The sequence below is a fragment of the Geminicoccus sp. genome, from assembly GCF_035556675.1.
Classification (GTDB): domain Bacteria; phylum Pseudomonadota; class Alphaproteobacteria; order Geminicoccales; family Geminicoccaceae; genus Geminicoccus.
Window position 1 is genome coordinate 1 of sequence record NZ_DATMFZ010000036.1, and the last position, 14,271, is coordinate 14,271.

The window sequence follows — 14,271 nt, forward strand, 5'->3', positions numbered from 1 at the left end:
GCGCCATGACCCCGATGCGACCACCATGTCGATGCCCGGATCGTCGTCAGCCGCGTGACGTGCGGCCGTTTCGCCTCTACCGCCGCACTCGCCTTGCCGGTCGCCTTGGCCACGATGTGGTCGGCAGGGACAGGCCCTGCGCGAACGCCGCCGGATGATCCCGGTCAGGCCGATCCGGCCGAGGCGCCCGCACTCACGTACTCTCGGTGCCTCACGCCCGGACTGGCCCGTCATGATGCCGATCGGACCTCAGGGCGTCGACGCCATCATGCTGGATCGCGCCGCGGTCGAGCGCGTCCATCGCTGCCCGGCGGGGACGCTGCGTCGCAGCCCGTGCGGCATGCGCAACGGTGACGGCAATGCTGTCGACAGTCCTCGAGAGCCCGACGTCTGTCGCCGGCGCTCCATCCCATGAGCAGGCAGGTTATGCCTTCGGGAAGGAAGCCACCCAGCAGCCGGAATTGCTCCTGGCAACGGATCGCCGATGCCGTCGCGGGCAACGCCCATGCAGCATGCCAAGCGTGGTGCGGGCTGTCGGTGCAGCCGATTCGCGTCTGCGCGGCGGGCAATGGCCGGGCATTGCTGCGCACCAGCCCGATGCGGGTTCAAACCCTCGGTGGTCTCGCACTGGCAGTGCCGCCGCATCTGGCGGCCGCAACACACGTTGCCTGTGCGGCCGGCACGCCTCGCCTACGCCACCCGGGTCATGGACGGCAGACAGGTGGTTTCCGGCTCCTGGACAGCGAAGGCCGAGAAGAGGTCGGGCGCCACGTTCGTTCGCCGTAGCCGCTTCCATCGTGGGACAGCGGCAGCAAACCGGCAGCGCCGAGGAAGATCGCCGTCAGGCGGGCCGCGGCGTCACATGGTGCCTCGGATCGTCTGGGCCATCCTCTCGTCGCAGCCGGGCGGCGCCTGCGATGAGCCCGATCGAGCAGGGCGGTTCTGCCGGCAGGGGTGGCCGAAGCCGTCACCTGATCCGGGCCAGGATCTTGCGTGCCAGCATGGGAGCGGTCGTAAACTTGATCGCTGCGATGGAATGCAGGCCGGCGGGGCCGCCTTCCCGGCCATGATCGACGATCAGCGGACGGCCGGTGAGGTTGGTCGAGCCAGGACGGCTCACCGGCAGTAGCCCGGCATGCACGGCGTGGACCGCGTCCTCGCGCAGGTCGAGCCAGGGCATCGCATCGGCGAGATCGGCGATAAACGCGGCGATCGCGGCGGCGGGTGGCTCCACCTGGTCCGGGCCGTCCCGCCAGGCGGCATGCCAGGTCCCGGCGAAGATCCGGCCATTCAGCGGATACACGAACAGGATCGGCGCGTTCGGCCGGCTGGCCTGCACGGCGAGCGCGCCGTCGAACGGGGGCGGGCGGTCCAGCACCAGGTTGAAGGCGAGCGAGGGCCGGAACAGGTCGCGACGGCGGATGGAAGGCAGGTGGGCGAGGGTCAGGTCGCTCCAGGGCCCGGTGGCGTTGACCACCACTGCCGCCAGGACGCGGGCGCCGTCGGCGGTACGCACACCCATGACCCGGCCGCCCTCGACCAGGATCTCCGCCACCGTGACCCCGGTCCGCAGCTCGGCACCCGCGGCCTGCGCCCGCTTGGCCAGGGCGGCCGCCAGGGCCGGCGCATCGCGGGCCACCGCGTCTTCCCACAGCGCCGCACCCTCCAGGCCGGGCCGGTCGAAAGGGGGCAGGAGGCGGCGCAGCTCGGCTGCCGCCAGCACCCGGCCGGCGGCCAGGTGCCGGTCGGGGCGCAGGCCCCGGTTACGGCCGCGCGCCAGGGCCGCATCCAGGGCGAAGGCTGCCCGGAACGCCCATGGCCGCTTCAGCCCGCGGCCGACCAGCGGCATCAGGCAGGGCAGGGGCTCGATCAGGTCCGGGAAGTCGCGCAGCCATTCCCGCCGGGCCAGGACCGATTCGCGGTGCCGGACCAGGTCCAGGGACTGCAGGTAGCGCAGCCCGCCATGCAGGATCCGGAACCAGTTGGCCGAGGTGCGCGCGGCGAGTGTCGCCTCGCGTTCCAGGAGCACCACCCGCCGGCCGGCCCGTGCCGCCTCGTAGGCCAGGCACAGCCCGGCCACCCCGCCGCCGATCACCACGAGGTCGAAGCGCTCTCCACTGCCAAGGCTCAAAGGCTCACGCCCCAGCGGCGCTGCCAGTCCTGGAAGACCAGCATCGCCCAGATGATGTGGCTGTGGTTGGCGCGGTTCGCCCGGTGCTCGGCCAAGAGCGCCTCGACCGTGCCGGCCTGGAACAACCCGTCGGCGCGCAGCCGCTCCGGTGCGAGCAGCTCGTCGGTCAGCTCGCGGAACGTGTCGTTCAGCCAGTGCTTGATCGGGATGGAGAAGCCCTGCTTGGTCCGGTACACGCTCTCGCGCGGCACGTGCCGGGCGGTGACCTGCTTGAGGAGCGGCTTGGTCTCGCCGTCGCGGAGCTTGAGCGAGGACGGCATCCGGAAGGCCAGGTCGACCACCTCGAGGTCAAGCAGCGGCACCCGCACCTCGAGCGAGTTGGCCATCGACATCCGGTCGACCTTCACCAGGCAGTTGTCGACCAGGTAGGACTTCATGTCGACATGCAGCGCCCGGTCGACCGGGTCGCGGCCCTCGGCCTCTTCCATGTAGCGGTGGATGTGGGCCTCGGGCTGCTGGGTCTGGCGCTCCGCCATCGCGCCGGTGAACAGGCGGGACCGCAGGGCGCTCTCCAGGAACAGCCGCCAGCGGGCATGGCCCAGCGCCGGGTCGAGCCGGGCCCCTTCCACGAAGCGTTTGGCCTTGTTGATCAGCCCCTTCTTCTGCGGGCGCGGCGGGATGCGGTCCAGGATCGGCGCCACCACGCCGCTGCGCAGTGCGGCCGGCAGGCGCTGCCAGCGCCTGGCCATGCCCTGGGCCACATAGGTGTCGTAGCCGCCGAACAGTTCGTCGCCGCCGTCGCCGCTGAGCGCCACGGTCACGTGCCGGCGCGCGAGGCGGGAAACCAGGTAGGTCGGGAAGATCGAGAAGTCCGCGATCGGGTCGTCCATGAACTGCATGAGATGGTCGAACAGCGTGCGCACGTCCGGCCGGATGACCTCGACCTCGTGGCGTACGCCCAGCGCCTCTGCGACCCGCCGCGCATGCGGCAGCTCGTCATAGGAGGCATCGTCGAAGCCGATCGAGAAGGTCAGCGCGTCCCGGCCCATCTTGGCCACGACCATCGAGCTGTCGACGCCGCCGGACAGCAGGGCGCCGAGCGGCACGTCGGCCACCATCTGCCGGCGCACCGCCTGCCCGAGCACGGCGTCCAGCCGGTCCGCCCAGGTGCGCTCGTCGTGCTGCTCCACCGCATCGGCCGGCGGCAGGTCGAAGAAGCGGCGCTCGACGATCTCGCCGGTGCGCAGGTCGACGGCCAGCGTGCAGCCCGGCTCCAGCTTGCGCACCGCCCGGAACAGGGTGCGTGGTGCCGGCACGTATTCCCAGCACATGAACTCGGCCAGCGCGTCATGGTCGAGTTCGCGCGGGACGAGGCCGCTGGCCAGGAGCGCCTTGATTTCCGAGCCGAACACCAGTTGGCCCGGGAGCCTCGCCACGAACAGGGGCTTGATGCCGATCTGGTCGCGTGCCAGCAGCACACGCTGCCGGGTGCGGTCGTGCAGCGCGAAGGCGAACATCCCGTTCAGGTATTTCGGGAAGTCGTCGCCATGCTGCTCGTAGAGGTGAACCAGCACCTCGGTGTCGGAGGCGGTGCGGAACCGGTGGCCCTGCCGCTCCAGCTCCGCGCGCAGCTCGCGGTAATTGTAGATCTCGCCGTTGAACACGACCTGGACGCTGCCGTCCTCGTTGCCGATCGGCTGGTCACCGCCGGCCACGTCGATGATCGACAGGCGGCGCATGCCCATCAGCACCGGCGGGTCGACATGATGGCCCTGGCCGTCCGGCCCGCGGTGCAGGATCGTGTCGGTCATCCGGGCGAGCAGGGAAGGATCCGGGCGGTCTCCGCCCGGCAGGGTCAGGACGCCCGTGATTCCACACATACCGCTCTGCTTCGCTCCGGGCAGACCATGTCGAGGACGCGGCGCATCTTCGCCACGTAGACCGGGCGGCTGTAGACGTCGGCATAGCGGCGCCTCGCCCCCTCGCTCACGCTGGCCCTGGCCCCCTCGTCGGCGATCGCGGTGACCAGCGCCTCGCCGAACGCGGCAGGCTCCGGATCGGTCAGGAAGCACACGCTCTCGTCCAGGACCTGGGTGTGCGACAGGATGTTGGTCGCGACCAGGGGCACGCCGCTGGCCAGCTGCTCGTAGATCTTGAGCGGCGTGTTGATCCCGGTACTGCGCGGCGACACCAGCACATGGGCGCGGCGGATATATTCCTTCGCCGTCGCCTGCGGCACCCGACCGGTGAACACCACCTGGTCACCGATCCCGAGCTCCGCCGCCATCTCCTGATAGGTGGCCACCTGGTCCGGCGTGCCACCCGCGATCAGGAGCAGCGCGTCCGGCACCTTCGGGAAGGCCCGGGCGAAGCCGCCCAGGAGGATCTCGATGCCCTGATAGGCTTCCAGCGTCCCGGCATAGACCACGAGCTTGCGATCCGCAGGCAAGGGAACCAGCTGCGCACGCGCCTGATCCTCCTTTGCGCCGGTCAGGCGCACCGGGTCGAAGATCGAGTTCTCGATCAGCACGTGGCGGCCACGCTCGGGCACCAGCGGCTCGGCATAGCGCGCCAGCTCGGGGCAGATGGTGATCACCGCGTCGGCGTTCTTCAGGCAGGTGCGCTCCAGCCACTCGAAGATGCCGATGATCGTGCGCGATTCGGTGAACTTGTAGTTGCGGAGCTGCTCGGGCAGGCTCGAGTGCATGTCGTAGATCAGCCGGAAGCCGAACAGCGGCTTGAGGAAGCGCAGGAAGAACACGCTCTCCTCGTGGGCATGCACGAACTGGTAGCGGCGGGTGCACAGGAGGAACAGCGTCCACAGCACCATGAATACGTCGAAGAACAGCTTGAGCGGCGAGGGGCCGATCTTGACCGGGCCGAGAAAGGCCATTTCCGGAATTCGGTAGATGCGGACATTGGGCAGATCGACATCGTCGCCGCGGCCATAGCACAGCAAGTCGACGTCGAATCCTTCCTCGGCGGTCACCAAGGTGCGGTAGTATACCGAAAAGGGCGTGCCGCGCGGCGTGAAAAACGGCTGAGGCGCTACCACGAGCGCTCGCGGACGAATCATCGGCGAGTCCTCTTAATCATCTGCATCGTCGCTTGGTCGCGCAGGAATGTCAGGCCGCCGGCCAGCTGGCCGAAGGGTGATGCGGGAAAGCTCTTGTTGATAAGACGCGACACGAGTTGCTCGAATGGCCGATCATGATCGACCGGCGCGTCGATGAGGAGACCATAGCTGCCGGCGCGGGCCTGATGGGCAGGGAACGGCAATGGGTCGCTGCCGGGCAGCACGCGCCGGCCGGCAGTGTCGACCTTGGCGAACATGCGCGGCGTCGGCCAGAACCAGGGCCGTCCGCCATTGTCGCCCAGAAACAGCTGGTGAGCATCGGGACTGGCCAGGAACGCCGCCAGTATCCGGCCGCGCCGCCCCACCCACTTGCCAAAACCCCATGGCACCACCGGCAGTGCCTGTGCCTCCAGCGCCAGCCGGAAGGCCTCCCGGAGCGGCGTGCCGTCGGGGATGAGCTCGTCGCTGCCGAGAGCCAGGAGTTCCAGCCCCTCGACGGTCTGGATCTGCCGGCCCGCGGTGACCATGACCTGCTGTCCGGCGGTGCTGGCGAGCGTTAAGGTCCGCCTGTCCGGATGGCGCTCGGCCGCCCAGCCGGCAGGAGGATCCTCGGCCAGCGCACGGAAGGCGAAGTCACGGGCGGTCTCGGTGAACAGGAGCCAGGGCAGTACGGCACCCGCCACCCGCGCATGTTCCGCCGCCGCTTGCAGGAAGCCACCCCGGTCAAAGCAGGGGTAGAGATGTACATGGGCGTCGACCAGGACGCGCTGAACCATGCCGGCCGGTGCGGCGCCCAGCCGGTTCTCGTTCCGCTCGTCAGCGGTGGTCGCCCTGTCCGACATTTCCAGTATCCGGCCGTACCCAGGCCAGGGATGTGACGGATGCGGAAGGCCATTGCAAGTCGATGTTCGCATTATGCTGGCCAGTCCATCTGCCCAACCTTCCCTAACCCATCACATTAGAAACGCTCATTCCGGATCGAGCACCGGACCCGGCCCACGGCTGAGGTGAACAACATCTAGCCTATAAATCCCCAAGATTTGATAAAGCTCACTGGAAAGTGACACACTTCCCAGTGGTCCCGGGCTGTGCTTGCGCGCGCTCCCGGCTCGTGTACCTAGCGCGCAACAAGCAGCCGGGCTCGCCCGGTGCCCGTCCCCCTTGCCCATCCCGCGGGAGCCAGCTTCGATGACCGAAACCAACCGGACGCCCATCCGCGCCCTGGTCACCGGAGCCACGGGCTTCACTGGCTGGTACGTGGCCAAGGAGCTGCGGGCGCAGGGCGTGCCGGTACGGGCATTGGTACGGGACCCTGCGGCACCCGCCGCGCAGGAACTGGCCGCCACCGGCGTGGAACTCGCCGAAGGCGATCTGCGGGATGCGGCCAGCCTCCGCCGGGCCGTGGAAGGTACCAGCCATGTCTACCATATCGGCGCGCTCTATCGCGAGGCGCGCTTCGCCGACTCCGTCTATTTCGACGTCAACGTCACCGGTACCGGCCATCTGTTCGAGGCGGCGCTGCAGAATGGTGCCCGCGTCGTCCACTGCAGCACGGTGGGTGTGCATGGCGACGTGACCGGTGTTGCCGACGAGAACGCGCCGTTCGCACCGGGCGACGTCTACCAGGAGAGCAAGGTCGAGGGGGAGAAGCTGTTCCAGGCCTATCTGCAGAAGGGCATGGCCGGCGCCTGCTTCCGCCCGGCCGGGATCTACGGGCCGCGCGACACACGCTTCCTCAAGCTCTTCAAGACCATCCGCGAGCGCAAGTTCCGCATGTTCGGTTCGGGCGAGATCCTCTATCACCTGACCTATGTCGAGGACCTGGCGCGCGGCATCGTGCTGCTCGGCACTCATCCCGCCGCGCTGGGCGAGACCTTCATCCTGACCGGCGCCCGCTACACCACGCTGAACGAGCTGGTGGCGCTGACCGCCGAGGCCGTGAAGGTGCCGCCACCCAAGGGGCGCCTGCCGATCGGGCCGCTGCTGCTGGCGGCGGCCGCCTGCGAGGCGGTCTGCCGGCCGTTCGGCATCGAGCCGCCGCTGCACCGTCGCCGCACCGACTTCTTCACCAAGTCCAGGGCGTTCACCAGCGCCAAGGCCGAGCGCCTGGTCGGCTACCGGCCGACCGTCGACCTGCGCGAGGGCCTGGGCCGGACGGCGGACTGGTACTTCCAGCAGGGCCTGATCCGCTAGGCCCGGCCCCGTTCCGCCACCGCTCTTCCCCGCCATCCGCCGTTCCCGATTTTTGGTAATTCTGCCCGACGGGTGCCCGGTCGGGGAAGGCGGCGCTGTGACCTCCGTCATCCGGGAAGCGGACGGGAGCCTGCTAGCCCAGCCAGGGATCGTCCTGGCTTACCTCGATCACGGTCGGGCCGCTGGCGGCGAACGCCCCGTTCAGGGCGGCGGTGAGCTCGGCGCCAGAGCCCGGTCGGACGTGGCGGCAGCCATAGGCGGCGGCGATCGCGGCGAAGTCCGGGGTGAAGGGATGCACCGCCAGCTCCTCGATCCCGCGCTGGCGCATGCCGAGCGCGATCTGGCCGAGCGAGCGGTTGTTCCAGAGCAGGATCGGCAGAGCGAGGTTCTGCTCACGCGCAGTGCCGAGCTCGGCCAGCGTGAACTGGATGCCGCCATCGCCGATCAGCGCCACCACCGGCGTGCCGGGGCAGGCGAGCCTGGCGCCGATCGCCGCCGGCAGGGCGTAGCCGAGCGTGCCGAAGCCCGCCGGATGGAACCAGGTGCGCGGCCGGCTGGTCGGATAGCGGCTGTTGCCGCTGTAGGCGATCATCGTCATGTCGCTGAACACCATGCCGTCGTCCGGCAGGGCAGCGCGCAGCGCGGCCAGGACCCGCTCGTGCTTGCGCTCCAGGGGCGTGGCGGCAGCGTGGTGCGCCTCGCGCAGTGCCGCCACCCGCTGGGCGGGCGCCGGGCGCGGGGCCGGCAGGGCCTTGGCCAGTGCCGTCATGGTGGCGCCGGCATCGGCCAGGATCGCGATCTCGGCTGGGAAGTCGCGGTCGAGCTGGTCGGGGTCGAGGTCGATCCGGATGATCTTGCCCGGGATCTCCAGCCGGTCGGCCCAGATGTCGTTCTCGGCGAGCTCGGTGCCGATCGCGATCAGCACGTCGGCCTTGCCCAGCAGTGCGTGGATCTCCTTGGAGGTCAGCAGCGCACCCGCATTGTTCGGGTGGTCCTGGGGCAGCACGCCCTTGCCGGCGATCGTGGTGAACGCGATGGCACCGGTCCTCTCGACGAAGCTCACTGCCGCCGCCGCCGCGTCGACGCAGCCGCCGCCGAAGATCGCGATCGGCCGCTGTGCCCCGGCGATCAGCGCTGCCGCCTCCTGCACCTGGGTCGGATCGGGATGCGGCCGGGCTGCCGGGCGCCGCGCGGCCGGCGCCAGCCCACCCCGGCGCTCGGCCACATCCAGCGGCACCTGCAGGACGATCGGGCGCGGGCGCTCCAGGGTGAAATGACGAAAGCAGGCGGCCAGGGCCTCGTCGACCTCCTCGGGCGAGTGGATCGTCCGGGTCAGCCGGGTGATCGGCGCCACCGTGGCGCGCTGGTCGCCGATCTCGTGCAGCCGGCCGCGGCTGAGGCCGCCGCCGTCCATCGGGTTCAGCGTGGTCAGCACCAGCACCGGCACGCTGTCCGAATAGGCCTGGCCGATCGCGGTGGCGGCATTGAGCAGGCCGGGGCCGGTGATCAGGCAGGCGACACCCGGCTTGCCGGTGGCGCGCGCATAGCCGTCCGCCATGAACACGCCGGCCTGCTCGTGGCGGATGCCGACATGGCGAATCTTCGCGCGTGCCATGGCATCGTAGAGCTGGAGGGTATGGACGCCCGGAATGCCGAACACCGTGTCGACGCCATAGGCGATGAGGCCCTCGATCAGCGCTTCGGCGGTACTGGGAGCATTGTTCAAGGCGTGATCCTTCCTGGCTGTGCGCCTATCGTGCCCCCGTGCCGGTCGGCGCGGCAACCGCATCTGGCAGCGATCGGTGCTGGCAAGGGGGAGGGAAATGAGCAGCTATCGGGCGATCCATGAGCATTCGCTGGCCGATCCGGAAGGATTCTGGGCCCTGGCGGCCCGGGCGCTGCACTGGGACCGGCCGTGGGACCGGGTCCTGAACTTCGACGAGCCGCCGCGCTATCGCTGGTTCGAGGGCGGGGTCCTGAACACCTGCCACAATGCCGTGGACCGGCACGTCGCGGCCGGCCGCGGGGACCAGGTCGCGATCATCCACGACAGCCCGGTGACCGGCACGACCCGCCGGCTCACCTATGCCGAGCTCCAGGACCAGGTGGCGCGCTTTGCCGGGGTGCTGCGGGCCCAGGGGGTGGAGAAGGGCGACCGGGTGATCGTCTACATGCCGATGATCCCCGAGGCGGCGATCGCGATGCTGGCCTGTGCCAGGATCGGTGCCGTCCATTCGGTGGTGTTCGGCGGGTTTGCCGCCAAGGAGCTGGCGACCCGGATCGACGACGCCATGCCCAAAGTGATCGTCTGCGCTTCCTGCGGCATCGAGCCCGGCCGGCTGGTGCCCTACAAGCCGCTGGTCGACGACGCGCTGGCCAGGACCAGTCATCGGCCGGAGCGCTGCATCGTCCTGCAGCGCCCGCAGGTCGAAGCGCGGCTCGAGCCTGGTCGCGACCTGGACTGGGCGGAGGCCATGGCCCATGCCGAGCCGGCCCCCTGCGTCCCGGTCGCCGCCACCGACCCGCTCTACATCCTCTACACCTCCGGCACGACCGGCCTGCCCAAGGGCATCGTGCGCGACAACGGCGGCCACGCCACGGCCCTGCTCTGGTCGATGCGCCACATCTACGGCGTCCAGCCGGGGGAGGTGTTCTGGACCGCGTCGGACGTCGGCTGGGTGGTCGGGCACAGCTACATCGTCTACGCGCCGCTGCTGAACGGCAGCACGACCGTGATCTACGAGGGCAAGCCGGTCGGCACGCCCGATGCGGGGGCGTTCTGGCGGGTGATCGCGGAGCACGGGGTGAAGGTGATGTTCACCGCGCCCACCGCGTTCCGGGCGATCCGCCGCGAGGATCCGGATGCGGTGCTGATGCACCGCCACGACCTGTCCGGCCTGCGTGCCCTGTTCCTGGCCGGCGAGCGCTGCGATCCGGAGACATTGCGCTGGGCCGAGCAGAATCTGCGCGTGCCGGTCATCGACCACTGGTGGCAGACCGAGACCGGCTGGGCGATCGCCGCCAATTTTCTCGGCATCGAGCATCTGCCGGTGAAACCCGGCTCGCCGACCCTGCCGGCACCCGGCTATGACGTGCGCATCCTGGACGAAGCCGGCCATGAAGTGCCAGCCGGGCAGCAGGGCGACATCTGCATCCGCCTGCCGCTGCCGCCCGCCTGCCTGAACACGCTGTGGGGCAGCGAGGAGCGGTTCCGCCAGAACTATCTGAGCCGCCATCCCGGCTACTACCTGACCGGCGATGCCGGCCACCGCGACGAGGACGGCTACCTGTTCGTGATGGGCCGGATCGACGACGTGATCAACGTCGCCGGACACCGCCTGTCGACCGGCCAGATCGAGGAAGTGCTGGCAGCACATTCGGCCGTGGCGGAATGCGCCGTGGTGGGCGTGGCCGACCGGTTGAAAGGCGAACTGCCCCTGGGCCTGCTGGTGCTCAAGGCCGGCATCGAGACGCCACAGGCCCAGGTCGAGCAGGAGGTCGTAGCCATGGTGCGCAGCGAGATCGGGCCGGTGGCCGCGTTCAAGCTGGCCAAGGTGGTGCGCAAGCTGCCCAAGACTCGCTCGGGCAAGATCCTGCGCGGCACCATCAAGAAGATTGCCGACGGCAAGGAGTGGACGATGCCGCCCACGATCGAGGACCCGTCGACGCTGGACGACATCCGCGCCGCCCTGCAGGAACTGGGCTACGCGCAGCCGGCTGCCTGAAACTCGCCATGAACCGGCAACTGCCACCTGCCCGAATGTATGCATCTGGCGATGGCTTGCCGACTTCCTGTCCAGTCATGGCCGGGCTCGACCCGGCCATGCGGCTTTTCTCGACCATTCATGGATGACCGGTCCAAACACCGGGCACGGGAAGAAGAAAGACTGGCAAGTCAGCGGCTCATGTTCAGCCGCGACTATTCACGACGCTGGTAGTCCACAACTGCCGCAAGTCTTCCGCCTGCCGATCGGGGTGACGCTTGACATGAGGCTGGACGGGCGGGGACGGATAGTCAGAGTCCCCGTCACGGGGCGGAGGTTCCCATGCCGCGACTGTCCGTGTCCCTCGCTGTCCTGAGCCTGTCCACCACCCTGGCACTCGCCGCCTGCATGCCGCCGCCGAGCGGGCCCGGCCAGCAGATTCCCGCGGAGCGGGCCGCCGTTACCCTGGATCACCCGCGTTATCCGGGCGTGACGGGCCAGCATCATCAGCGGGTGGAGAGCGGCGTGAACGCACGCACCGAAAGCGCCTACTTCACCGGCCAGGACGGAATCGTCATGGTCTGGTACGGCCGCGGCTCCGGCGACACCTATTACCGGGCCGGCCCGATCACCAGCATGGCCCAGCAGATCGGCACGGGCGGCCAGGTGACGGGGCAGGGAACCCTGGCGAACAGCTTTCCGCAGGTCGAGTGGGCCCAGTTCACCACGACCATGGAAGGGATGCCGCTCGCCTGCGTGGCCATCCAGCGCAGCGGCGACACGGCCGGACGGGCGGGAGTGCACACGTCCGCCCTGATCACTGCCGTCGAATGCCGCGATGCCGGGGACATCATGGGGGAGCGGGAAGCAGCAATGCTGTCCAGCTCGATCAAGGTCAGCCGCTAGATCGGTATCTGGGCGACGCTGAACAGACGAACGGGCGCTTGAGGCGCCCGTTGGTCACTTGATCTTGGATTCTTTGAACTCGACGTGCTTGCGCACCTTCGGGTCGTACTTCTTGAACGACAGCTTGTCGGTGGTGCTGCGGGTGTTCTTCTTCGTGGTGTAGAAGTAGCCCGTGCCAGCAGTGCTGACGAGCTTGATCAGTACGGTCGCGGCCTTGGCCACAGGCCTTCTCCGAGCAAAATGTTCCGGAACGGGCGCGGACCTAGCGGCAATCGGCGGGGTTTGTCAACCTTCGCGGCCCTGCCGCCCCCGTGCGAGCACGTCCAGGCGGGCCAGCGCCAGGGTGAGGGCGGCTGCCCCCAGCACCCATGGCATCGTCCACGCACCCCCCAGCTGCATGGCGGTGCCGCCCAGGAGCGGGCCGACCGTGATGCCGATCTGGATCGTCATGATGTAGGTGGTGTTGGCCGCGGCGATGTGGTCGCGGCCATAGCTTCGGCCGAGCAGGGACAGGCCGCAGGAATAGAGGCTGCCGATGGCACCACCGGTGAGCAGCAGGACGGGCCAGATGGGCCAGCCGGCTGCCAGGCTCGTGTTCATCAGGCCGTGCCCCAACGCTGCGGCCAGGGCCGTGAGCACGATCGTGCGCACCCGGCCGATCCGGTCGCCGATCCAGCCCACCGGGTACTGAAACAGGATGTTGCCGGCGATCAGGACCATCACCATCAGCCCGGCCTCCTGCTCCACCGCACCGCCGGCCAGGCCCCAGAGCACCAGGAGCGCGAAGTGCCCGGTCTCTAGCAAGGAGAACACGAAGGCGGTGGCGAACACGAACGGGGTCGCGCGCAGCTTGCCCAGTACGTCGACGCCATGGTGGGCACCGCCGCGCAGCAGGCCGTCGATCGGCGCCAGGAACAAGGTGAGGACCCCGCCTGCGGCCAGGATGGCGGCACAGGTCGCGAACGGCAGGTAGCCGTCGCTGCCGAGCAGCACGATCAGGCCGGGTCCGGCGGTGTAGCCGACGCTGAACAGCGTGCCGTAGAGCCCCATCACCCGGCCGCGCCGCTCCTCGGTCACCAGCGCGTTGACCGCCGATTCGCTCATGATGAACAGCAGCGCCAGGCCGATGCTCTGCACGAGGCGGAGCGCGAACCACAGCCAGAGGTCGATCCGGAGCGGCAGGACCAGGAAGGTGAGGCCGGCGATGGCCAGGCCCAGCAGCATCGCACGGCTCGCACCCAAGGCCAGCAGGCGGGGCAGGAACGGGATGACCAGGAACACGCCGAACCCGCCGGCTGACGCGTTCAGGCCGATCAGCCCCGCCGGGACGCCGTGGCGGTCCAGGACCAGGGAGAGCAGCGGCTGGCTCGTGGACAGGACGATGCCGACCAGGGTCGCGGTCGCCATGACCAGGGCCAGGATGCGCAGCGGCAGGTCAGAAGCGACGGCGCCCCTTGCTTCCACCCGTGCCACGGCCAGTCTTCCTCCCTGTCAGCCCGGAGCGGCGCTTCTTGCCGCTGGCCCATTCCCTGGCCGCCGCCACGCTGGCAGGGCCCGGCTGGTGCTCGACCAGGCGGAAGGCGATCTTGCCGCCCAGATGGTCGATCTCCTCCAGCTCCACGGTCACCCGGTCGCCCAGCGCATAGACCTCGCCGGAGAAGCGGCCGACCAGGGCATGGCGCGCCTCGTCGTGCATCCAGTCGTCGCGCCCGAGCCCGCCGACATGAACCAGACCTTCCGCACCGCTGTCGAGCAGGGACACGAACAGGCCGAAGCGCTGCACCGAGGCCACCATCGCCTCGAACCGGGCACCCACCTGATCCTGCATGAACAAGGCGACGAAGCGCTCGTAGGCAGTGCGCTCCGCGACCATGGCGCGGCGCTCGGTCGAGGAGAGGTGCGAGCCCAATTCGTAGAGCGCCTCGCCCTCGTCGAAGCGGTCGAGCCCGCCTTCGCCCAGCCCCAGCGCGCTGATCAGCGAGCGGTGGACGACCAGGTCAGAATAGCGGCGGATCGGCGAGGTGAAATGCGCGTAGCGGCGCAGGTTCAGGCCGAAATGGCCGATATTGTCGGGGTGATAGACGGCCTGGGCCTGCGAGCGCAGGACCAGCTGGGAAACGATCTGGCGCGACGCCTCGTCCTCGATCCGGCCGATCAGCCGGGTGAAGTCGCCGGGCTTGCTGACGTTCTTGCCCCAGGGCAGGCCCAGCTCGCGCAGATAGTCGGCAAGTGCTGCCAGCTTGAGCGCGTCCGGCTTGTCG

At 69.3% G+C, this 14,271-nt stretch carries 11 protein-coding genes; 3 read left to right on the top strand and 8 right to left on the bottom strand.

Annotation, left to right across the window (positions count from 1 at the left end):
* Positions 1–967: 967 nt before the first annotated feature.
* From VNS22_RS02580 to VNS22_RS02595, 4 genes are read right to left on the bottom strand one after another with little or no spacing between them, the layout of a single operon-like run.
* Positions 968–2,131 carry an FAD-dependent oxidoreductase gene (locus VNS22_RS02580; RefSeq protein ID WP_325729307.1) on the bottom strand — a complete coding sequence of 388 codons (1,164 nt, stop codon included), beginning with the start codon at positions 2,129–2,131 and terminating at the stop codon, positions 968–970.
* On the bottom strand, positions 2,128–4,011 hold the full coding sequence (asnB, locus tag VNS22_RS02585; RefSeq protein WP_325729309.1) for an asparagine synthase (glutamine-hydrolyzing): 1,884 nt from the start codon (positions 4,009–4,011) through the stop codon (positions 2,128–2,130). The genes VNS22_RS02580 and asnB overlap by 4 nt, the downstream gene beginning before the upstream one ends.
* Positions 3,987–5,207 (bottom strand): glycosyltransferase family 4 protein, encoded by a 1,221-nt coding sequence (locus VNS22_RS02590; RefSeq protein WP_325729311.1) that lies wholly within the window; start codon positions 5,205–5,207, stop codon positions 3,987–3,989. Before VNS22_RS02590 ends, asnB begins: the two co-directional genes overlap by 25 nt.
* The gene (locus VNS22_RS02595) at positions 5,204–6,049 is read right to left on the bottom strand and encodes a hypothetical protein (protein WP_325729313.1); all 846 of its coding nucleotides are present in this window, start codon (positions 6,047–6,049) and stop codon (positions 5,204–5,206) included. The genes VNS22_RS02590 and VNS22_RS02595 overlap by 4 nt, the downstream gene beginning before the upstream one ends.
* A 346-nt stretch (positions 6,050–6,395) precedes the next feature.
* On the opposite strand from VNS22_RS02595, the gene VNS22_RS02600 reads away from it, so the two are divergent.
* Positions 6,396–7,400, top strand: a complete 1,005-nt coding sequence (locus tag VNS22_RS02600; RefSeq protein ID WP_325729314.1) for an NAD-dependent epimerase/dehydratase family protein — start codon at positions 6,396–6,398, stop codon at positions 7,398–7,400.
* Between the two features lie 133 nt (positions 7,401–7,533).
* Here VNS22_RS02600 and VNS22_RS02605 read toward each other — a convergent pair whose 3' ends face one another.
* Positions 7,534–9,126 (bottom strand): 5-guanidino-2-oxopentanoate decarboxylase, encoded by a 1,593-nt coding sequence (locus tag VNS22_RS02605; protein ID WP_325729316.1) that lies wholly within the window; start codon positions 9,124–9,126, stop codon positions 7,534–7,536.
* Between the two features lie 97 nt (positions 9,127–9,223).
* On the opposite strand from VNS22_RS02605, the gene VNS22_RS02610 reads away from it, so the two are divergent.
* Complete coding sequence (locus VNS22_RS02610; RefSeq protein WP_325729318.1) at positions 9,224–11,125, top strand: propionyl-CoA synthetase; 1,902 nt, start codon at positions 9,224–9,226, stop codon at positions 11,123–11,125.
* A 321-nt stretch (positions 11,126–11,446) separates the two neighbouring features.
* Positions 11,447–12,010 carry a hypothetical protein gene (locus VNS22_RS02615; RefSeq protein WP_325729320.1) on the top strand — a complete coding sequence of 188 codons (564 nt, stop codon included), beginning with the start codon at positions 11,447–11,449 and terminating at the stop codon, positions 12,008–12,010.
* 54 nt (positions 12,011–12,064) lie between these two features.
* Here the strand turns inward: VNS22_RS02615 and rpmG are convergent, their stop codons facing one another.
* The 3 genes from rpmG to VNS22_RS02630 all read right to left on the bottom strand — a co-directional run.
* The gene (gene rpmG, locus VNS22_RS02620) at positions 12,065–12,232 is read right to left on the bottom strand and encodes a 50S ribosomal protein L33 (RefSeq protein ID WP_159716472.1); all 168 of its coding nucleotides are present in this window, start codon (positions 12,230–12,232) and stop codon (positions 12,065–12,067) included.
* Between the two features lie 63 nt (positions 12,233–12,295).
* Positions 12,296–13,483: an MFS transporter gene (locus tag VNS22_RS02625; protein ID WP_325729325.1), complete on the bottom strand. Its 1,188-nt coding sequence runs from the start codon at positions 13,481–13,483 to the stop codon at positions 12,296–12,298.
* A partial coding sequence (locus tag VNS22_RS02630; protein WP_325729327.1) for an RNB domain-containing ribonuclease occupies positions 13,446–14,271 on the bottom strand: 826 nt, incomplete at its 5' end. The genes VNS22_RS02625 and VNS22_RS02630, both read right to left, overlap by 38 nt.